Source organism: Propioniciclava sp. LT432 (assembly GCF_059515965.1).
The window spans coordinates 63,599-82,490 of the sequence record NZ_JCAKNE010000011.1; the positions used below are offsets into that span (position 1 = coordinate 63,599).

At 71.0% G+C, this 18,892-nt stretch carries 19 protein-coding genes; 12 read left to right on the forward strand and 7 right to left on the reverse strand.

What is annotated here, in order from left to right:
- Positions 1–19: 19 nt before the first annotated feature.
- The 8 genes from AC5YDV_RS07560 to AC5YDV_RS07595 all read left to right on the forward strand — a co-directional run bounded on the left by AC5YDV_RS07560 (position 20) and on the right by AC5YDV_RS07595 (position 5,530).
- Entirely contained in the window at positions 20–958 is a 939-nt protein-coding gene (locus AC5YDV_RS07560) for an ABC transporter ATP-binding protein (protein WP_496182603.1), read from the forward strand.
- On the forward strand, positions 955–1,758 hold the full coding sequence (locus AC5YDV_RS07565; protein ID WP_496182604.1) for an ABC transporter permease: 804 nt from the start codon (positions 955–957) through the stop codon (positions 1,756–1,758). Before AC5YDV_RS07560 ends, AC5YDV_RS07565 begins: the two co-directional genes overlap by 4 nt.
- A gap of 56 nt (positions 1,759–1,814) precedes the next feature.
- Positions 1,815–2,045 carry an acyl carrier protein gene (locus AC5YDV_RS07570; protein ID WP_496182605.1) on the forward strand — a complete coding sequence of 77 codons (231 nt, stop codon included), beginning with the start codon at positions 1,815–1,817 and terminating at the stop codon, positions 2,043–2,045.
- 40 nt (positions 2,046–2,085) lie between these two features.
- Entirely contained in the window at positions 2,086–3,333 is a 1,248-nt protein-coding gene (gene fabF / locus AC5YDV_RS07575) for a beta-ketoacyl-ACP synthase II (protein WP_496182606.1), read from the forward strand.
- Entirely contained in the window at positions 3,330–3,815 is a 486-nt protein-coding gene (locus tag AC5YDV_RS07580; RefSeq protein WP_496182607.1) for a hypothetical protein, read from the forward strand. Before fabF ends, AC5YDV_RS07580 begins: the two co-directional genes overlap by 4 nt.
- A 26-nt stretch (positions 3,816–3,841) precedes the next feature.
- Complete coding sequence (locus tag AC5YDV_RS07585; protein ID WP_496182608.1) at positions 3,842–4,120, forward strand: biotin/lipoyl-containing protein; 279 nt, start codon at positions 3,842–3,844, stop codon at positions 4,118–4,120.
- 3 nt (positions 4,121–4,123) lie between these two features.
- Positions 4,124–4,990, forward strand: a complete 867-nt coding sequence (locus tag AC5YDV_RS07590; RefSeq protein ID WP_496182609.1) for a CPBP family glutamic-type intramembrane protease — start codon at positions 4,124–4,126, stop codon at positions 4,988–4,990.
- A 138-nt stretch (positions 4,991–5,128) separates the two neighbouring features.
- Positions 5,129–5,530: a four-helix bundle copper-binding protein gene (locus AC5YDV_RS07595; protein WP_496182610.1), complete on the forward strand. Its 402-nt coding sequence runs from the start codon at positions 5,129–5,131 to the stop codon at positions 5,528–5,530.
- 66 nt (positions 5,531–5,596) lie between these two features.
- Here AC5YDV_RS07595 and AC5YDV_RS07600 read toward each other — a convergent pair whose 3' ends face one another.
- Positions 5,597–5,845, reverse strand: a complete 249-nt coding sequence (locus tag AC5YDV_RS07600; RefSeq protein ID WP_496192457.1) for a hypothetical protein — start codon at positions 5,843–5,845, stop codon at positions 5,597–5,599.
- Between the two features lie 130 nt (positions 5,846–5,975).
- Here AC5YDV_RS07600 and AC5YDV_RS07605 point away from each other — a divergent pair, with 130 nt between their 5' ends.
- Positions 5,976–6,602: a TM7S3/TM198-like domain-containing protein gene (locus tag AC5YDV_RS07605; RefSeq protein ID WP_496182612.1), complete on the forward strand. Its 627-nt coding sequence runs from the start codon at positions 5,976–5,978 to the stop codon at positions 6,600–6,602.
- Positions 6,603–6,657: 55 nt separating this feature from the next.
- On the opposite strand, the gene AC5YDV_RS07610 is transcribed toward AC5YDV_RS07605, so the two are convergent.
- Positions 6,658–8,337, reverse strand: coding sequence for an ABC1 kinase family protein (locus tag AC5YDV_RS07610; protein WP_496192458.1), 1,680 nt, complete (start codon positions 8,335–8,337; stop codon positions 6,658–6,660).
- An 84-nt stretch (positions 8,338–8,421) separates the two neighbouring features.
- On the opposite strand from AC5YDV_RS07610, the gene AC5YDV_RS07615 reads away from it, so the two are divergent.
- Both AC5YDV_RS07615 and AC5YDV_RS07620 read left to right on the forward strand, forming a co-directional pair.
- Positions 8,422–9,753, forward strand: a complete 1,332-nt coding sequence (locus tag AC5YDV_RS07615; RefSeq protein ID WP_496192459.1) for an MFS transporter — start codon at positions 8,422–8,424, stop codon at positions 9,751–9,753.
- Positions 9,754–9,800: 47 nt separating this feature from the next.
- Complete coding sequence (locus AC5YDV_RS07620) at positions 9,801–10,997, forward strand: winged helix DNA-binding domain-containing protein (RefSeq protein ID WP_496182615.1); 1,197 nt, start codon at positions 9,801–9,803, stop codon at positions 10,995–10,997.
- A 21-nt stretch (positions 10,998–11,018) separates the two neighbouring features.
- On the opposite strand, the gene AC5YDV_RS07625 is transcribed toward AC5YDV_RS07620, so the two are convergent.
- Genes AC5YDV_RS07625 through AC5YDV_RS07640 form a run of 4 tightly spaced genes read right to left on the reverse strand, consistent with a single transcriptional unit; the run spans position 11,019 to position 16,055 of the window.
- Positions 11,019–13,337 (reverse strand): 3-hydroxyacyl-CoA dehydrogenase/enoyl-CoA hydratase family protein, encoded by a 2,319-nt coding sequence (locus tag AC5YDV_RS07625; protein ID WP_496182616.1) that lies wholly within the window; start codon positions 13,335–13,337, stop codon positions 11,019–11,021.
- Positions 13,338–13,375: 38 nt separating this feature from the next.
- The gene (locus AC5YDV_RS07630; RefSeq protein ID WP_496182617.1) at positions 13,376–14,128 is read right to left on the reverse strand and encodes an alpha/beta fold hydrolase; all 753 of its coding nucleotides are present in this window, start codon (positions 14,126–14,128) and stop codon (positions 13,376–13,378) included.
- Between the two features lie 23 nt (positions 14,129–14,151).
- A complete protein-coding gene (locus AC5YDV_RS07635) occupies positions 14,152–14,775 on the reverse strand; it encodes a putative ABC transporter permease (protein ID WP_496182618.1) in 624 nt (207 codons plus the stop codon).
- On the reverse strand, positions 14,772–16,055 hold the full coding sequence (locus AC5YDV_RS07640; RefSeq protein ID WP_496182619.1) for a guanine deaminase: 1,284 nt from the start codon (positions 16,053–16,055) through the stop codon (positions 14,772–14,774). Before AC5YDV_RS07640 ends, AC5YDV_RS07635 begins: the two co-directional genes overlap by 4 nt.
- 71 nt (positions 16,056–16,126) lie before the next feature.
- Here AC5YDV_RS07640 and AC5YDV_RS07645 point away from each other — a divergent pair, with 71 nt between their 5' ends.
- Positions 16,127–16,918 carry a nucleotidyltransferase family protein gene (locus tag AC5YDV_RS07645; RefSeq protein ID WP_496182620.1) on the forward strand — a complete coding sequence of 264 codons (792 nt, stop codon included), beginning with the start codon at positions 16,127–16,129 and terminating at the stop codon, positions 16,916–16,918.
- On the opposite strand, the gene AC5YDV_RS07650 is transcribed toward AC5YDV_RS07645, so the two are convergent.
- Positions 16,894–18,864, reverse strand: a complete 1,971-nt coding sequence (locus AC5YDV_RS07650) for an alpha-amylase family glycosyl hydrolase (protein WP_496182621.1) — start codon at positions 18,862–18,864, stop codon at positions 16,894–16,896. The genes AC5YDV_RS07645 and AC5YDV_RS07650 overlap by 25 nt on opposite strands.
- Positions 18,865–18,892: the final 28 nt, after the last annotated feature.

Genomic DNA, 18,892 nt, shown 5'->3' on the forward strand with positions numbered 1-18,892 from the left:
CCCCTGAAAGGACGAAAGCATGGCAGTGATCGAACTGGACCACATCACCAAGACGTACAAGAGCAGGAACCACAAGACCCTGGCCAACGACAACATCAGCCTCCGTGTGGGCGAGGGCGAGGTGTACGGCCTGTTCGGACACAACGGCGCCGGCAAGACCACGATCGTGAACCAGATGCTGGGTCTGCTGAACCCGGACAAGGGCTCGATCGTGATCGCGGGCGAGGACATCGTGAAGAAGCCCGAGCGCGGACGGTACCTGTGCTCGGTCCAGCCGCAGGCCAAGACGCCGCTCGGGGAGTTGACCCCCCGCTCGGTCGTCCGGATCATGGCCGAACTGCGGGGCGCCTCGCCGACCGAGGCGGACCGGTCGATGGACCAGCTCTTCGACAAGCTCGACATCGGCCGCTGGGCCGATGTCCAGGGCAACAAGCTCTCGGGCGGCATCCTGCGCCTGACCGGCTTCTGCATGGCTGCCGTCATGCCCGGCCAGGCGATGGTGCTGGACGAGCCCACCAACGACGTCGACCCGGTGCGTCGTCGTTACCTCTGGGGCGCCATCCGCGACATCGCCCAGACCGGCGTGGCCGTCGTGCTGGTCACCCACAACATCCGCGAGGCCGAGAACATCGTCGACGAGATGGCGATCCTCGACAGCGGACGCGTCCTCCTGCAGGGGAATCGCCGTGAGCTGAAGGACGACTTCGCGGGGAACGGGATCAAGCTCGAGATCACCCTCCTGCCCGGCGTGGACACGCCGTCCACGCCCTCGTGGGCCACCTCCTCGACGGTCAAGGACGGCCAGCTCATCGTGACCCTCGACCGCTCCCACGCCCCGGAGGCCCTGCAGTGGGCCGCCGCGGTCAAGCGGGACGGACGCTCCGGTGAGTACGCGCTCACCGAGATCAGCCTTGAAGACCTGTACATCAACCTCGTTGGAAGGACCGACGAATCGTGAGCAACGACCAGACTGCGACCCAGGTGGTGACCGCGGATCCCGTCCCCGCCGTCACCGAGACCAAGACCCGTGCCGCGAAGAGCCAGCTGGCCCACGTCTTCGAGATGCAGGCACGTCGCCAAGGCGGCTACCTCGTGGTGTTCAGCGTGATCATGATCATCATCGCCCTCGGCGTGGTGATCGGCTTCTCCTACCTCATGGACACCCCGGACCGGACGAGCATGCTGTACCTCGCCACGGGTGCCCCCACCATCGTCCTCGTCATGACGGCCCTGGTGACCGTGCCGATGCAGAACGCGAGCGCGAAGATCGAGGGGTACCTCGACTTCGTCAAGGCCCTGCCGGTCAGCCGTCGGTGGTTCCTCATCGCCGACGTGAGCATCTGGGCCCTGGTCACGGTGCCCGCCATCGTCATTTCGGTCTTCGTCGCGCACCTGCTCTACGAACCCGGATTCGCGGTGTCCTGGGTCATCGTCCCCACCTTCGTGCTCATGGTGCTCGCGTGCTTCGGCATCGGGTACGGCTACTCGTTCGTCATGCCCGCCGAGGCCGCGATGGCCCTCTCCCAGGTGATCGCGTTCACCTCGCTGATGTTCTCGCCCATCAACTTCCCCCTGGAGCGACTGCCCGAGTGGCTCCAGATCGTCCAGCAGGTGCTGCCCATCTACCACATGGCCGAGGTCATGCGGGCCGGCCTCGCGCACACCACGTTCGAGGCCCGACCCATCAGCTACATCGTGCTCGGCATCTGGGCCGTGGTCGGCTTCTTCGGGGCCGCACGCTTCCTCGAGCGCGCCTGACCCACGACCTCCGATCGCGTCCGCCGATCGGGACACAAACCATCCAAAGGAGAGAAATGTACGACCGCGTGTGCCAGTTGCTGGCCGAGAACCTCGACGTCGACGCCGCGTCCATCCAGCCGGAGACCCGTCTCTATGAAGACCTGGGAGTCGATTCGATCGACCTGTTCAACCTGATCGACGTGTTCGAGGAGACGCTGGGTCTCCGCATCGGGGAGAACTCCGACATCAAGACGGTCGGCCAACTGGTCGATGCCGTCGAGGCCGCCCCGGCGAAGGTCGGCTGAACCGGCCGCGGCCGGCCAGCTCGCGAACGCGATGAGACGCATGACCAACGGCGACCGCCGAGTCGTCATCACGGGGATGGGAGCCATCACCCCGTTGGGCCACACCGTAGAGGAGACGTGGAAGGGGTTGCGGGAGGGCCGATCCGGCATCGCCCCGCTGACCCGGTTCGACGCCACCGACTGTCCCGTCAAGGTCGCGGCCGAGGTGAAGGGGTTCAACCCACTGGACCACTTCTCCAAGATGCGGGCCATGAAGCTCGACCGCTTCTCCCAGTACGGCCTCGTTGCCAGCAAGGAGGCCTATGCGGCTTCCGGTCTCGCGGACGCCAGCTTCGATCGGGACCGCTTCTCGGTCACCTTCGGTTCGGGCGTGGGAGGTGGGACGATCGGGCCTGAGCACGCCCGCTACGAGGCCGGGGGCGTCTCGGCCGTCTCCAGCATGACGATCCCCACCAACCTCGTGAACATGGCGGCGGCGAACGTCGCGATGAGCGTGCAGGCGAATGGGTCGTGCATCCCGATCGTCACCGCGTGCGCGACGGGAAGCGACTGCATCGGCCAGGGGTTCCAGGAAATTCGCGACGGCTACGCGGAGGTGGTGCTGGCCGGAGCGGCGGAGGCCAGCATCACGCCGGTCATCATCGGCGGCTTCGCGGCCATCAAGGCCCTCTCCGAGACCGAGGACCCCACGCGGGCGTCCATCCCCTTCGATCGTGAGCGGAACGGCTACGTGATGGGCGAGGGGGCGGGTGCCGTCATCCTGGAGGAACTCGAACACGCGCGGGCGCGCGGCGCCGAGATCCTCGGCGAGGTCGTCGCCTACGGGTCGACGTGTGATGCCTACAACCTGACGGCCCCGGACCCGCAGTTGACCCAAGGCGTCCGTGCACTGCGGGAAGCCCTCGAGGAGGCGCAGATCGGACCGAGCGATGTCGGCTACGTGAACGCCCACGGCACGAGCACCAAGCTGAACGACGCTTACGAGACGCGCATCATGCGTGAGGTGTTCGGCGAGGACAACCCGCAGGTGCCGATCAGCTCGACCAAGTCGATGACCGGCCACCTCATGGGCGCTGCCGGAGCCGTGGAGGGCATCATCGCGGCTCTGGCCGTCAAGGAGGGCTTCATCCCCCCGACGATCGGCTACCGCGTGCCCGACGAGAACTGCGACCTCAACTACACGGTCAACGTCGGGGTCGAGCGCGAGTTGACCCACGCCATGTCGAACTCGCTGGGTTTCGGCGGCCACAACTCCGTCCTCGTCTTCCGGCGGTGGTCGGGCGCATGAGCGCTGACGGCGCCCGAGGGGAACAGGCATGGCGACGCCTCCGGGTGGTCGCGGTGGTCCTGCTCCTGGCCCTGGTCGTCTTCGAGGCCGCCCTGGCGTTCGGCGCCCCGTGGGGGCGCGGCGCCTGGGGTGGCCAGTTCCCGGGCAAGCTCCCGGTCGGTCTCCGCTGGGCGAGCGCGGCGACTGCCTGCTTCTACCTCGCACTCGCCCTCACGGCAGCCGGACCGCCCCGACGATGGCGCACGGTGGTCCTGACGGTGTCGGCTGTGCTCACGGGGTTCAGCACCGTGGCGAACATGCTGTCCGAGTCCCGGTGGGAGAACTTGGTCTGGACCCCGATCGCGGCCGTGCTCACCGTGCTGTTGCTCGGCCTCGCGGCCCAGCGCAGGACACGTGCGGGAACCCCCTCGTCACCCGTCACTCCTCACACTCCTCACCCACCCCAGCGGAGTGCCCACGCGGCAGACCGCCTCGACAGCTGACCAAGCTGAGTTCGAAGGAGCCCCGAATGTCCACCCTGTGCCCACCCTGCCCCTTCCTGGGCAGCTCCGGCGAGGTGGCGTCGCCCGACGACGTCACCACTGTCACCACCGAGATCGCGGGCGTGGTGATCGACCTGCTCGTCGCCCAGGGCGACCGCGTCCGGGCGGGCGACGCCGTCGCCGTGCTGGAGTCCATGAAGATGGAGATTCCCGTCATCAGCGAGTCGGGGGGCATCGTCCAGTGCATGCCCGCCAACCTCGGTGAGTTCCTCCAGGTGGGGGGGTGTGTGGCAGTTCTTGCCTGAGCCATGACATCCATCGAACAAGTGGTTGGAGAAGAGACCCTCGGACACGTCGAACCCAGGCTTCCCTGGTGGGCGCGCTCCTTCCTGGTCCTGGTCGGCACCCTCGCGGCGGTGGCCTCTGGCTTCCTCTGGGGTGCCCTGGTCGACGCGATCGTCCCCCATTCCCCCCACACCCTCCCGTCGCGCGGCTTCCCCGGAAGCCTGGTGGTCAGTGCCCTGGTCGGCGCGACCGGCCTGGCCGTCGCATGGGCGCTGGTGCGGGTCGTCGACGGCCGACCCATCCGCAGCCTCGGCCTGGTGCTCACCCCGGCCAGCCTGCCCCTGTGGCTGGTCGGCCTCGTGGCCTCACTGGCGATCGTCCTCGGCGGCGGACTGCTCGCGGCGGCGTCCGGTGAACTGCCACCGCCCGCGCTGCCCCTCGATCCGTCCTGGGGTGGCCTCCTGCTGCTCCTGGGGGCCGGCGTGGTGGCTCAGGCATTCCCCCAGGAGCTGCTGTGGCGGGGGTACCTGCTGCAGACACTGCGTGATCGGCCGCTCCTGGGCCTGCTGATCTCGGCGAACTTCTTCGGCCTGGTGCACTTCGTGACGAACTGGGCCGAGCCCGACCTCCTGGCACGCATGCTGCGCGCCGACGTCGCGGGCGCGCTCGGTGCCCTGGCCGTCGTCCTGGTGGTGGCCCTGCGTTCGTGGTGGCCGGCCTTCGGCGTCCACGTCGGCCTGGTGGTCGGGAGCCATGTGCTGGCCAGCCTCGGGATCGGCGTCGGTACGGTGCTGTGGGGACTGCAGACGCTGTTGTTCCTGGTTGCGGCCGGCGTGGTGTACGCCCTCAACCGGAAGGCCTTCACCCGTTCGGTCACGCTGGAGCGGTGAACCGGGTCGCTCCGCCGCCGGTCGCGATGGAGCGGGCCGAGGAGGCCTCGATCGGTCCGGAATCGGGGGGTTGAACTCGGCGGGGCTGGGTAGTGGAACGTGGCGCCCCGGCCGAGGCGCACCCACGGAAGGATCTCCATGACCAGCCGAATGTTGCGGAGTCACCCGCTCGAGACCGAGTCGGTGGATTCCGCCCTTGAGGCCGCCCTGTCCGCGCTGGCCGAGTGCGCCCAGGTCTGCACGATCTGTGCGGACGCCTGCCTCGCCGAGGATGCGGTGGCTGATCTGCGCCAGTGCATCCGGGAGAACCTGCACTGCGTCGACGTGTGCATCGCCACGGCGAGCATGCTGGCCCGTCAGGTCGGCCGTCCCTCACCGGTCGTCATCGCCCAACTGGAGGTGTGCGTCGTGGCCTGCCGCGCGTGTGCGGAAGAGTGCGAGCAGCACGGGGAGATGCACGAGCACTGCCGCGTGTGCGCCGAATGCTGCCGTCGTTGTGAGCGCGCCTGCCAGGAGCTCCTCAGCTCGTGGGCCGCGTGACGCGGGACACCTGACCGGACGGGAACCGGGGCCGTCCTCGTGGGATGGCCCCGGTTCACGTGTCTGTCAGAAGCGACTCGTCTGTTGCCCCTGATCGTCCTCAGCGTGCTCCTGGTCGGCTTCGTCGAGGGGCGCGTCGAACATGCCTGGGTCGGTCGACGAGGGCGGACGGTCGTACGCCGTCTGTCCGGCGGCCGCCTGCTGGGACGCCGTCTCGAGGGCGGGCCCTCCGTACTCGGGATGGCGCGGGGCCGGTTCGGCAGGGACAACCGGGTCACCTGGCCCCGTCTGGTCGGGACGGTTCTGTTCGTTCATGGGACTCTCGTTCATGGGACTGCCTTCCGGATGTGAGGAGGTGCAACTTGCCGCACCCGTCACCTACCCCTTGTGCGGGCCGTCAACCCTCGTCAGGCTTGGCGGGGCGAGCAACAGTGGGGAGCGCAGCATGTCGAACGTCATCCTGGGGGTCATCGCCATCATCGCGGGAGCGGTGTTCTGCTTCCGGGGGTATCTGGCGCTGCGCGTCGTCATCGGCATCTGGGGGGCCTTCGTCGGCTTCAGCCTGGGAGCCGCCCTCGTCTCCGCCTACACCGGCCAACCCCCGTTGGCCGGCGTTGAGGGCTGGGTGGGCGCCGTCGTGGGCGCCCTGCTGGTGAGCTGGCTGGCCTACGCCTTCTACGTGGTCGGCGTCGTGGTCGCGATGGGCTCGGTCGGGTACGCGCTGGGCAGCGCCATTGCCACGGGGTTCACGGCGACGCCCCCGATGGTGGTCGTGGGCGGCCTCGTGGGAGCCGCCGCGCTGGTGGTCATCGCCCTGGTGACCAACATGCCGGCGCTGCTGCTGATCCTGGTTTCGGCGGCCGGTGGGGCGGCGGCCATCGTGACGGGGGCGGTCCTGCTCCTGAGGCCGGCGCTCGTGACGGGCGTCAAGCCGGACGCCTTCGCCGCGGTGCTGGCCTCTGACTGGTGGCTCACCATCGCCTACCTCGTCCTCCTGGTCGCGGGCATCGCGAGCCAGCTGCGGCGCCGCTCCACGGCCGACCTGCGCGCGGGGTACCGCCGTCGGGCGTGAGTGCCGGACGGTGGCAACCCCCGAGTGGAGAAGGTCAGCTCGCCGGGCTGCACCCTCAAGGACGCCGACGTCCGACCACCATGGCCCAAGCCAACGGGAGGACCGAGGCCACCATCAGCCACCGCCCCAGCACGGGGTCGGACGCCGTCAGGACGGCCCCGGCGACCAGCAGCGCCCCGAAGGCCACGGCCCCGGACGCGCGGTTGAGCGCCCCCTCAAGGCGGCGCACCTGCAGGGTGAGCCGGGGTGTCTGGACGGTGAGCTCGTCCCGTTCGACCCGGTTGAGGACGCGATCGGCCCGGCCCGGCAGCGTGAGCGCCAAGCGGGCCATCTTTCCTGCCTCGGCCAGGGCCGTCCGGCTCGGGGAGGTGTCCTCGCCGCCCATGAGCTTCGTCGCATGGGGCATGAGGGTGCCCCAGATGTTGAACTCGGGGTCGAGCGCGGTGCACAGGCCCGAGAGCATCCCGATGCAGCGACCGAGCATGAGCAGGTTGTCCGGCAACTGGAACGGCAGGTCCAGCAACAGCTCCCGGAACTGGAGCGCGAAGCGCCTCATCTCGGCGGGGTCGACACTCCGGAGTTCGTCCATGCTCATGCCGCCGAAGCGCTCGAAGGCCTGCAGGGCCGCCCGCTCGATGAGCTTGAGGTCGGCGCCGGGGAGCAGGACATCGAGGGTCTTCATGCTGTCGACCATCCGGGCGCCGTCCTGCGTCGCGACGGCGATGAGGGCCTCGCGCAACCCGGCCCGCAGCCTCTCGGGCACGTGGCCGACCATCCCGAAGTCGACGAACGTCAGGGCCCAGCTCGGGGCGCCGGGTGCGGCGTCCGGTCTCGGTGTGACGAAGAGGTTGCCGGGGTGCGGGTCGGCGTGGAAGAAGGCGTCGGTGAAGATCTGCTGCAGGTAGGTGTCGGCGAGGACCTTCGCGACGTCGGCGCGGTCGATGCCCGCGGCGGTGATGCCGGCGTGGTCGCCCACCTTGATCGCGCTGACGTCCTCCAGCGTCAGCACGCGGCGGGTGGTCAGGTTCCCCACCACGCGCGGCACGTGCACCCGGGGGTCGTCGGCGAAGTTGGCGGCGAACGTCTGGGCGTTGCGGGCCTCGGCGATGTAGTCGACCTCGGCCAGGCTCGTGCGGGCGAACTCCTCGACGAGGGCGCGCGTGTCGGTCCGATCGGCGATGGGACGGTAGTGCGACAGCCAGCCGGCCACCCGCCGCAGGGCGCTCAGGTCCACCTCGATGACCTGCTGGATGTGCGGTCGCTGGATCTTGACCACGACGTCGGAGAACCCGACGCGGGCGGCGTCCGCGTCACGGAGGCGTGCCCGGTGCACCTGGCCGAGGGACGCCGCCGCCAGCGGTTCGGTGTCGAAGGAGGCGAAGTGCTCCGACAGGGGTGGGGGAAGCTCGGCGTCCGCCACCGCGCGGAGAGCGGCGAACTCCTCGGCGGGCACCTCGTCCTGGAGGCCGGACAGCTCGGCGGTGATCTCCGGGGGCAGCACGTCCAGCCGCGCGGAGAGGAACTGGCCGACCTTGATCATCAAGCCGCCCATGGAGATCGCCAGGGCCCGGAAGCGCACCGCCGTCCGCCGGAGCCGGCGGGCTCGCGTCCGCTCAGCCAGCCTCCGCAGGCCGATTCGTGGCCCCACGACCTCCCAGCCGATGAAGCTCGCGATCACGCCCGCGAAGAAGAACACGATCCGCCGGTACCGGCCGCGCAGCATCGACTCGTCCATGCCCACCCCCTGCCCGACGAGACCAGGGACGACCGCGCCGTCCCTGTGGGTTACGGTACCCATGACATGGATCAGGATGCGCGGATGGCACCACTCACCCTCCGCAACTACATCGGCTACGCCAGCGGGGACGCGGCGGGCTCCTTCATGTTCGCCCTGCAGGCGATGTTCCTGCTCATCTTCTACACCGACGTGGTCGGCCTCGACCCGGCCCCGATCGCAGCGGTGCTGTTCGGCGTCCGGTTGTGGACGGCGGTCACCGACTTGGTGGCCGGACGCCTCGTCGACCTGACCCGGACCCGCTGGGGCCGGTTCCACCCGTGGCTGGTGGTGGCGTCCATCCCGATGCTCGCCTCGGGAGTGGCCCTGTTCGCGGTGCCCGACGTGGAGCCGGGGTTGCAGTACCTCTACGTCGCCGTGGTCTACGCCCTGCACGGCACGTTCTTCTCGCTGGTGGTGATCCCGTACAGCTCGCTCGCGACCGCGATGACGGTGGTCCCCCGCGAGCGCGCGACCCTCGGCGTGTGGCGCAACATCGCCCCGGTGGTCGTGATGGTGGTCGTCACGGCGTTGGTCGCGCCGTTGTTCTCCGCGCTGGCCGGACGCCCCGGCGAGATCACCCGCTTCATCCTCACCGTCACGGTCGTCGGGGCGTTCGTCTCGTACGGGCTGTACATCCTGTGCGTGCAAACCTCCCCGGAGCGCTACCGTCCGGAGACCCGACCGCCGACGCTCCGGGAGTCGTTCCGGGCGCTCGCATCCAACCGTGAGCTGGCGGTGCTGTGTGCCTCGCAGCTGTGCCTGCAGACCGGCCTGTTCACCCTGGCGGGCGTCCAGGCCCACTACGCCACCTACGTGCTGGGCGACTCCGCCAGCCTGGTGTGGATCATCGGGGCGATGGCGGTCTCCAACCTGGCCGCCATGCCGTTCCTGCCGCGGCTGACCGCCACGTGGGGCAAGAAGTGGACGTTCCTGGTGAGCACGGGCGCCGTCGCCGCCGTCGCGGTCTGGTTGAGCTTCATGCCGTCGGTGCTCCCGATCGCCACGGTGAGCTTCTTCGTCCTCGGCATCGCCCAGAACGTGATCAACTCTCTGATGTGGCCCTTCGTCGCGGACGTCGCCGACTACGGCGAATGGCGGTCCGGCCACCGCAACGACGGCGGCACGATGTCGGTGTTCTTCTTCTTCCGACGGGTGGCGCAGGCGACGGCCGGCGGGTTGGCGGGCCGGGGACTGGCCCTCGGTGGCTTCGCCGTCGGTGGGGCGACCCAGCCCGAGTCTGCGCTCATCGCGATCCGAGCGATGGTGGGCGTCGTCCCCGCGGTGCTGGCCCTGGCCGGCGCGGCGATCTTCCTGTTCTACCGGCTGGACGACCGACGCCACGCCGAGATCATCCGGGAGCTCGGCCGGGTCTGAGGAGCCGGGATGCGCCAGGACGTCCACCTCGCCGCTAGCCTGCGTGCGTGACGAGCACGACACAGCGGTTGGTCCCCGATGCCGAACGAAGGGCCAGGATGGGCTGCCGCCACGCGCTCGCGCCCGGCCACCGCGTCCGGACGCCGGAGCAGGCGACGGTCGCCATGACCGTCCTGCACGCCACGGAGTCGTCCACCGTCCACCTCTCCATCGCCGCGCGCACCGAGGGCGTCACGGTCGCCGACATCGATCGGGCCCTCTACACCGACCGCACGCTGGTCAAGCAGCTGGCCATGCGGCGGACGCTGTTCGTCTTCCCCCGAGACCTTCTGCCTGCCGCGTGGGGGAGCGCGTCCGCTCGCGTGGCGGACGCCGAACGCCGACGTCTCGTGGGCCACGTGGAGAGCACCGGCCTCGCCGCGGACGGCGGTGCCTGGCTCACCCGGGCGGAGGAGGCGGTGCTCGATCTCCTCGCCGACCGCGGTGCCCTGTCCGCCCAGCAGGTGCGGGAAGCCATCCCCGCGATCGACGTCAAGGTGGTGGTCGCCGCCGGCAAGTGGGGACAGGCGACGCCCGTGGCCCCACGAGTCCTGGCCGTGCTGGGGGCGGCGGCCCAGATCGTCCGTGCCACGAACCAGGGCCATTGGCGCACCAACCGCCCAACATGGGCGCGCATGTCCGACTGGCTGGGCGCCACGGTCGAGCCCCTGCCGGCGCGCGAGGGTTACGTCGAGATCGTCCGGCGCTGGCTGCGCACCTTCGGTCCGGGCACCGAGGCCGACCTCGTCTGGTGGCTGGGCTCGACCAAGACCGCCGTCCGTCACGCCCTGGCCGATGTCGGCGCCGTACCCGTCGAGCTCGAGGGTGGGGGGACCGGCTGGCTGCTGCCCGACGACCTCGAACCCGAACCGGAACTCGCGCCCTGGGCGGCGCTGCTCCCGACCCTCGACCCGACCACGATGGGCTGGCGCGAGCGGGACTTCCACCTCGACGCGGCGCACACGCCGCACCTCTTCGACACCAACGGCAACGCGGGCACCACCGCGTGGTGGGACGGCCGCATCGTCGGCTGCTGGGTGCAGGACCCGGACGGCGTGGTCGTCCCGATCCTGCTCGAGGACATCGGTGCGGACGGCGAAGCAGCGCTGGACGCCGAGGCCGAACGCCTCACGCGCTGGCTGGACGGCCAGGTGCTGACGTCCGTGTACGCCTCGCAGCAGATGAAGCGGGCGCGCCTGCCCTGAGCCGGGAGCGCGGGCCCCGCCCTAGTTGCGCAGCGGCTTGTTGGTCTCCAGCAGGTGCCGCACGCGAGCCTGGTTGTTCGGTAGTGCCAGCAGGTCCACGGCGGCGTCGACCTCGCGGGGAAGCAGTTCGTCCTCCGTCGCCGTGGCCCCCGAGCGGTCTCCGGTGAGCACGCCCGCGATGCGGGCGACGATCACGCGATCGGTCTCGGACGCGTCCTCCCACTCCCCGTCCAACGGCTCGGCCGCGGGGTCGTGGAGCGGTAGCGCCACCGGGACGGGCGGCATCCACCCGGCCTCGACCATCTCGAGCGCGACCGCCTTCGCCTCGGCCAGCACCCGGCGCGCCGACGCGGCCACTTCGTCGGTGCCCCGCAGCAGGTGCCAGGACGCCGCCTGCCAGGCGGACGTGCTGACCTCGCTGCCCGCCGTCACCGCGAAGGCGGACGCCGCGGGCTCGGCCTCGCCGGCCTCCACCGCCCGGACGAGGCTCTGGACGACACCGCCCCACGCGGGCAGCAGGCCCACGGTCCGCTCGGGGAACCCGGCGTAGAGCTCGGCGTGCGTGACGACGCGGTTGGCCGTGAACATCAGTTCGCACCCACCACCCAGCGCGAAGCCCTTCGCCGCCGCCACCACGGGGAACGGCGCGTTCCTCAGGTCGTGGAACGCCAGCTGGCCCCGACGGACGAGCGCGCGCAGGCCCTCGGGGTCGGACACGTCGATGAAGTGGGTGAAGGTGGCCAGGTTCGCCCCGGCGGAGAACGCGCGCGGGTGGTCGGACCCGATGACCAACGCGCGGAAGCCTCCTTCGGTGCCCAGCTCCCGCGCCCGCTCGACCATCTCGATCACGCCCGCATCGCAGGTGTTCATCTTGGTCCGCAGCTCCAGGCAGGCGACGCCGTCACCCAGGTCGACGATGCGGGCCGACCCGTTCTCGGCGAGGACGCCGCCGGTGCGCACGGCGTCCGCCACGGTGAGGACGCCCTCGACGCGCTGCCGCTCGCCGACGGTCCCGTCCGTCCGCAGCACCTTGTCGTGGTCCGGGTGGAAGCCACCCGCCCCGGCCGCGGCGCGCAGCAGCGCGGGGACCGGGCGGCCCTCGGCCTCGTAGCGGTCCACGATCGCGGGGACGCCCACGGCGTCCGCCAGCTTGAAGGGACCCTTGCTCCACGCGAAGCCGAGCTCCATCCCCACATCGACGGCCTCCACGTCGTCCGCGACCTCGGGGGCGATGTGGCAGGCGTAGTCGAGGACCTCGGCGAACACGGTCCACGCGAAGCGCGCACCGGGGGAGTCACCGGCCAGCAGCGTAGCGAGGTCGGGGGCGGACGCCGCGGGGTCGGTCGGCTTGCGCGCGGGGCGGTAGGTCAAAGTCTCGAGGTCGAGCACCTCGTCCACCTTCTCGCCGCGCTCGTTCCTGCGCCGGGTGAAGCCGCCGCGCCCGCGGCGTCCGATGAGGCCGTTGTCGAGGAGGTGGCGGAAGATCGGGTCGGACATCAGGTCATGGCGCTGCGCTGCGTCCGTGGCGGGCAGGGCGTTCTTGAGGACCGGCCACAACAGGGGGACCAGGTTGATGCCGACGAGGTCGAACAGCCCGAACACGCCCGTGCGGGGGATGCCGAACGGCCGGCCCATGATCGCGTCGGTGGTCTCGACGTCGAGCCCGGCGCCGAACGCCTCCTTCGCGGCGACGGCCATCCAGTGGCTGCCGAGGCGGTTCGCGATGAACCCCGGGGTGTCGCGGCACTCGAGCACGGTCTTGCCGAGCTGGCGGTCGGCAACTTGCCCGACGCGCTCGTGGATCGCGGGGTCGGTGGCCTCGCCGGCCACGATCTCGAGCAGTTCCATCGTGCGCGGCGGGTTGAAGAAGTGGGTGATGGTGAAGTCGCGGGCGAACGCCTCGGACTGGCCGCGGACCAGCTCGGACGCCGGGATGCCGGACGTGTTGGACGACACCATCGACCCCGGCCGGCGCAGCGGCTCGAGGCGTGCGTACAGCTCGTGCTTCACCGCGGGATCCTCGAAGACGGCCTCGATCACCCAATCGGCGTCGGCGACGGCGGTGAGGTCGTCCTCGATGTTGCCCGGGGTGACGCGGTCGGCGAACTCCGGGACCATGAAACCACTCACCTGCACCTGGCGCTCGATGCCCGTCCGGGCCAGCGCGGAGCGGTCGTCGCCATCGGAGGCCCGGTCCAGCAGAGTCACGTCGATGCCGCAGTTGGCCAGGTGGGCGGCGATGCCCGCCCCCATGGTTCCGGCGCCGATCACCACGGCGCGGCGGACGGGGTCGAACCCGTCGGTCATCGGGATGCGGGGCTGGCGGTCGGCGATGGTCATGGAGTCCTCCCGGGCGGCTCGACGATGAGCGGGTCCTCCTATGGTGTCAGCTCGGTCAACCCCTCGGTGTGAGAGTGTCCTGTCCGGCGAACCCCGCTGAGGGACGCGTCGCGGATCACCGCTGCGAGCTGCCGCGGGTGCGTGAACGGCAGGAGGTGCGTGGCCCGGGGGACGACCACCACGCGCGGGTCGCGGCACGCCCGTGCGTAGCGTCGCGTGTCGATGCCGAGTTGGTCGAAGTGGCCGGTGACCAGCCAGACGGGGCACGTCACCTCGCGAAGTTGGTGGGAACCCGACTCGGAGACGACGGTCCGCCAGGCGTCCGGCGCGACCGCGTACCCGGCCGCGTCCGGGAGCGCGTCCCCCCGGAGGCCCATGACGCGCAGGACGGCGTTCGCCAAGGACGCCATGCGCTCGGCCCCGACGACCGGCAGCACGCCCGCGAAGCCGGTGTAGGCGCGGGTGAGGACCGGGTGCCGGCGAGGGTCCGCCATGGCTCCCACGAGGACCAGGCCGGCGAGGGCGTCCGGGTGGCGCTCGGCCCAAGCGCTCGCGACATAACCGCCCAGGCTGTGGCCCACGAGGACGACCGGTGTGCCGGGCTCGACGGACGCGACCTCCTCGTCGACGACCGCCAGGGCGGCGTCCGTGCTCCACGGTTGGCCGGCCCGGGTGCCGTGGCCGGGCAGGTCGACGGGGCGCAGGTCGCCGTCCAGCAGGTCGGCGTAGGCGGCCCACGACGTCGCGTCGAACCGCGTCCCGTGGAGGAGGACGACCAGGGGCGATGGCATGCCCCCAGACTACGTGCGCTCCGTCACCAGAGGCCGACGCCGACGGACCGCAGCTTCACCAGGAGGGCCAGCAGGTAGGAGGCCAGCGTCAGCGCGACCAGCCACGTCATCTGCCCCTGCTTCATGCGGCGCAGCAGGGGCTGCGTGCCCGGGTACACCGTGAACACGAACGGCGTGGCGAACAGGCCGAACACGAGCATCGACGTGAGCGACGTCATGCCCTTGAGGTCGCCGGGGTAGGAGGAGAAGTCCCAGAACGGATTGCTGCCGAACACCGCGATCACCCCGACCGCGCTGATCAGTTCGACGACGCCCGACAGGAGGGCGCAGGCGACGAAGACCGCGGGCGTCCCCCAGTTGCGTCGCCGCTGGAGCGGGATCACCACGAGGACGATCACCGCAGCTCCGAGCCCGTACGGCTCGGCGAAGTGCAGGATCGTGCCCGGTCCGATCGGCCGCCACCACATCGGGTCCTGGGTCAGCCAGGTCATGACCACGCTCAGCAGCAGCTCCCACCAGGTCCCGACGAGGGCGGCCGCCCACATGTAGACCCAGAGTTCCTCCCAGAACCTGGGCGTGCGCCACCGGGGCTCGGGCGGCGCGCCCTGCTGGGGCGCCTTTCCCCACGGCGCGGTCGCGGGCGTCACCGCGCCACCTCCTCCCCCTCGACCCACACGCGACGGACGTCCGTCGGGCCGGCCTGGGCGAAGAGCTTGGCCAGGGCGTCCTCGGCGGACGCCGCGTGGCGCAGGGTGATCGCCAACGTCGAGCCCGGATCCGGTCGGATCCACTGGGCGTCGAAGCGGCGTCCGACACCGAGGTCGCCGACGAGGTGGCCGAGGCCCAGCGCGTCCGCCCCCGCACGGGTGGCCAGCCACAGCAGGTGCGTCGGGCCGAGCCGGACGCCGTGCGCTCCCACCACCTGCTGGACGAGGCCGGCCAGCAGCCCCTCCTTGAACAGCGAGAAGCCGAGGCCGGCTCCGACGTCCGAGCCGAGCGCCACCCGGACGCCGTGGGCCATGTGCTGCGCGAAGGGGAACAACCCGCTGCCGAGCGCGAGGTTGCTGGACGGGCAGTGGGCGACGGACGCCCCGTGCGCGGCCAGGCGCTCCACCTCGGACGCCGTGGGGTGCACGTTGTGCGCGAAGACCGAGCGGGGTCCGACAAGGCCGTGCCGCTCGTAGGTCGCGAGGTAGTCGGGCGCGCCGGCGAGTGACGCGACCTCCGCCATCTCCGCCCGGTTCTCGTTGAGGTGGGAGGTGAACAGGGCACCGGGCACGGCGTCCATCAGGGCGGAGCACGAGTCGAGCATGGCCGAGCCGCACGAGAGGCTGAAGCGCGGCGTGACCGCGTAACGCAGGCGTCCGACCCCGTGCCAGGCCTCGGCGAGTGCCCGCCCCTCGGCGAGCGCGCGCTCGGGCGTGGTGAGCAGGGATTCGGGCAGGCCGCGGTCGCTGACGACCAGGCCGGCCGTGACCCGGAGGCCGACCCGGGCGGCCTCGGCGAACAGGGTCGCCACGGCCGGGGCGAAGTGGGCGCCGAACACCAGCGCCGTCGTGGTGCCGGCGCGGGCGAGTCCGGAGACGAAGTCGGCGGCGACCCCGGCCGCGTACCCCACGTCGGCGAGCCGCTGCTCCTCCGGCAGCGCGCACTGGTCGAGCCAGTCCAGCAGCGGCAGGCCCAGTTGCCCGATCACCCGGACCTGCGGGTAGTGGACGTGCGTGTCGACGAAACCCGGCAGCAGGAGCCCGTCCGCGAGGTGGACGACCTCGGCGTCGGGGTGGCGGGCGCGAACCTCCGCGAAGTCGCCCCGTTCGACGACCCCGCCGCCCACGACGAGCAGCCCGGCGTCCGGGGTCGCGCGCAGGCGACCGCCGTGGAACGGATCGTCCGGCGTGTCCAGGATCGTCGCGCGATAGATGGTCATTGGGCGCACCCCCTCCCACCAGCGTGGCACGGCTGGCTCCCGCGTGGCCGCCGGTCGGGCAGGATGTCGCCGTGGAGAACCGGGAACGGGTGGGCGTCGTGCTGGCCGCGGGCGAGGGACGCCGGCTGCGTCCCCTCACCGACCTGCGGCCCAAGCCCCTGTGCCCCGTGGGGAACCGCCCGCTGCTGGACTGGGCCCTCGACCGCGTCCGTCCTCACGTCTCGCGCATCGCCGTCAACGCGTGCCACCTCGCCGACCAGGTGGACGCCCACGTCGCCGGCACCGGGATCCACGTGTCGCACGAGGAGCAGTTGCTCGGGAGCGCCGGCGCCCTCGGCCGCCTCGCCCCCTGGATCGGTGACGCGGACGTCCTGCTGCACAACTCCGACTCCTGGCTGGCGGACGACCTCACCGACCTCGTCGCGGGGTGGACGGGTGAGTTCCCGCGCCTGCTCGTGACGGAGGCCGGCGACGGTCCCGCCGACTTCGGTCCGTGGCGGTTCGTCGGGGTGAGCCTGCTGCCGAACCACTTCGTCGCCGGCCTCCCGAACCGCTTCGGCGGCCTGTACCCCCTGGTCTGGAAGCCCGCGTTCGAGCGCGGGGAGCTCGAGTTCGTGGCGGTGCGCGGCCCGGTCGTCGACTGCGGGACCCCGGCGGACTACCTGCGGGCGAACCTGCTGGCCAACGGCGGGCACAGCGTCGTCGGGGAGGGGGCCGTCGTGGAGGGGGAGCTCATCGACAGCGTCGTCTGGCCCGGCTGCACGGTCGCCGCCGGCGAGGTCCTGCGCGAGTCCGTCCGCGCGGACGGCGGCCTGACCGTCGACTGCAGCACCGCGGCTCAGGCGGACGGGAACACCCGGTAGAGGCGGGACTCGTACGGTTCGAGCGTCCCCCGCACCTCCGCCGCGTGGCTCCCCACGAGCAGCGCCGCACCGGGGACGGGCTCGGGGATCGCGAGCGGCTTGTCGGTCAGGTTCAGTTGGACGAGGAACCGCTTGGCCTCGTCCTTACGGAACCAGGCGAAGTAGCCGGAGCGTTCCGGCTCACTGAACTCGATGTCGCCCAGGCGCAGGGCCCGGTGACGGCGGCGCAGGGTGGTCAGCCGCCGGTAGTGGTTGAGCACCGAATCGGGGTCGTCCGCCTGCTCCGCGACGCTGAAGCCGGGGTCGGCGCCGCCGATCAGCCACGGCGTCCCGGTCGAGAAGCCGCCGCCGGGGGTGGGGTCCCAGCGCAGGGGGACGCGGCCGTGGTCCCGCGTGCTGGTGAGGACCTTGGCCCAGGCCTCGTCCTCGGTGGCGCCCTCCTCGACGAGCGTCCGGAACCGGCGCAGCGCCTCGACGTCCCGCAGGTCGTCGATGCTCGCGAACGGCTCGTTCACGGCGGCCAGCTCCTGACCCTGGAAGAGGAAGGGTGTCCCGCGCATCGTCAGCAGGAGGGTGCCCAGCAACTTGCCGAGCGCGACGCGGTGCTGGGGTTCGGGGTTGACCTTGCTGATCATCCGCGGGTTGTCGTGGTTCTCGAAGAAGAGGGTCAGCCAGTCGTTGCTGCCGATCCGTGACTGGTAGTCGATCAGGTAACGCTTGTACCACTCGAGGTCGTAGCGGTAGTCGTCGAAGCGGGAGTGGCCGCCGGACTCCAAGTGGTCGAAGCTGAACACCAGGTCCAACTCGCCGCGGTCGGCGCCGGTGAGGAGGCGTCCGGTCTCGACCCCGATGCCGGGCGTCTCCCCGACCATCACCTTGGGCACCTGGCCCGGGACCTCGAACGCCCGGTCCCGCAGTTCGCGCAGGTGGTCGTGGAGCCGGGGGCCGTAGAAGTAGTGCTCCACGCCGGCGACCTGCAGCAGGTCGCCGATGAGCTCGTGGCCGTCGGGCAGGTCCGGGGGTTTGGAGATGAAGTTGATGACGTCCATGCGGAAGCCGTCGATGCCCCGGTCGAACCACCAGTGGCAGATGTCCACGACCTCGTCGCGGACCGCCGGGTTCTCCCAGTTGAGGTCGGGCTGCCCCGGGGCGAACAGGTGCAGCACCCACCGCTGGATCTCGGGCAGCCACCGCCACGCCGGGCCCGTGAAGGTCGACTGCCAGTTGTTCGGCGGACGCTCCGGGTCCTCCGGGTCGGGCGGCAGCAGGAAGTAGTAGGCGCCGTACGGGCCGTCCGGGTCGGCGAGGGCCTTCTGGAACCACTCGTGCTGGTCGGACGTGTGGTTGACGACCAGGTCGAGGATGATCCGCATCCCCCGGGCATGGCAGGCCGCGATCAGCGCATCCACCTGCTCGAGCGTGCCCATCTCGTCCATGATCGCCCGGTAGTCGCGGATGTCGTACCCGCCGTCCTCGTTGGGGGAGTCGAAAATGGGACTCAGCCACAGGCAGTCCACGCCGAGGTCGACGAGGTGGTCCAGGTGCTCCAGGACGCCGCCCAGGTCGCCGATCCCGTCGCCGTCGGAGTCGGCGAAGCTGCGGGGGTACACCTGGTAGAAGACGGCCGCCTTCCACCACGTCGGCTCGGGTTCGCCCTCGCCCGGCTCGGGCGCGTGCGGCTCGGCGTTGGCCAGGGAGACGAGCAGCGGGATCAGCGCGTGCCCAGTGAACAGGCGCAGCACGCGATCCACGGTCCTCAGCTGCAGGCCGCCGATGATCGGGTTGTCGATCCACCGGTTGGAGCGGCCCTGCAGGTGGAAGAACTTGTCGATGACGTCGCGCCCGACCGGGTGGGCGTAGAAGTCGCGCATGCGCGCGTTCTCGTCCAGCGTCGGGTTCACCGGCCGGGGACGCCGCAGCCGGCGTCCGTGCCGCAGCCTCGGCACATGGGGCTTCCGCTCGCGCGTGGACACC

Coding starts and splice junctions, on each gene's coding strand:
- AC5YDV_RS07560 (WP_496182603.1), top strand. CDS start 20: ATGGCAGTGATCGAACTGGACCACATCACCAAGACGTACAAGAGCAGG.
- AC5YDV_RS07570 (WP_496182605.1), top strand. CDS start 1,815: ATGTACGACCGCGTGTGCCAGTTGCTGGCCGAGAACCTCGACGTCGAC.
- fabF (WP_496182606.1), top strand. CDS start 2,086: ATGACCAACGGCGACCGCCGAGTCGTCATCACGGGGATGGGAGCCATC.
- AC5YDV_RS07580 (WP_496182607.1), top strand. CDS start 3,330: ATGAGCGCTGACGGCGCCCGAGGGGAACAGGCATGGCGACGCCTCCGG.
- AC5YDV_RS07585 (WP_496182608.1), top strand. CDS start 3,842: ATGTCCACCCTGTGCCCACCCTGCCCCTTCCTGGGCAGCTCCGGCGAG.
- AC5YDV_RS07590 (WP_496182609.1), top strand. CDS start 4,124: ATGACATCCATCGAACAAGTGGTTGGAGAAGAGACCCTCGGACACGTC.
- AC5YDV_RS07595 (WP_496182610.1), top strand. CDS start 5,129: ATGACCAGCCGAATGTTGCGGAGTCACCCGCTCGAGACCGAGTCGGTG.
- AC5YDV_RS07600 (WP_496192457.1), bottom strand. CDS start 5,845: ATGAACGAACAGAACCGTCCCGACCAGACGGGGCCAGGTGACCCGGTT.
- AC5YDV_RS07605 (WP_496182612.1), top strand. CDS start 5,976: ATGTCGAACGTCATCCTGGGGGTCATCGCCATCATCGCGGGAGCGGTG.
- AC5YDV_RS07610 (WP_496192458.1), bottom strand. CDS start 8,337: ATGGACGAGTCGATGCTGCGCGGCCGGTACCGGCGGATCGTGTTCTTC.
- AC5YDV_RS07615 (WP_496192459.1), top strand. CDS start 8,422: ATGGCACCACTCACCCTCCGCAACTACATCGGCTACGCCAGCGGGGAC.
- AC5YDV_RS07625 (WP_496182616.1), bottom strand. CDS start 13,337: ATGACCATCGCCGACCGCCAGCCCCGCATCCCGATGACCGACGGGTTC.
- AC5YDV_RS07630 (WP_496182617.1), bottom strand. CDS start 14,128: ATGCCATCGCCCCTGGTCGTCCTCCTCCACGGGACGCGGTTCGACGCG.
- AC5YDV_RS07640 (WP_496182619.1), bottom strand. CDS start 16,055: ATGACCATCTATCGCGCGACGATCCTGGACACGCCGGACGATCCGTTC.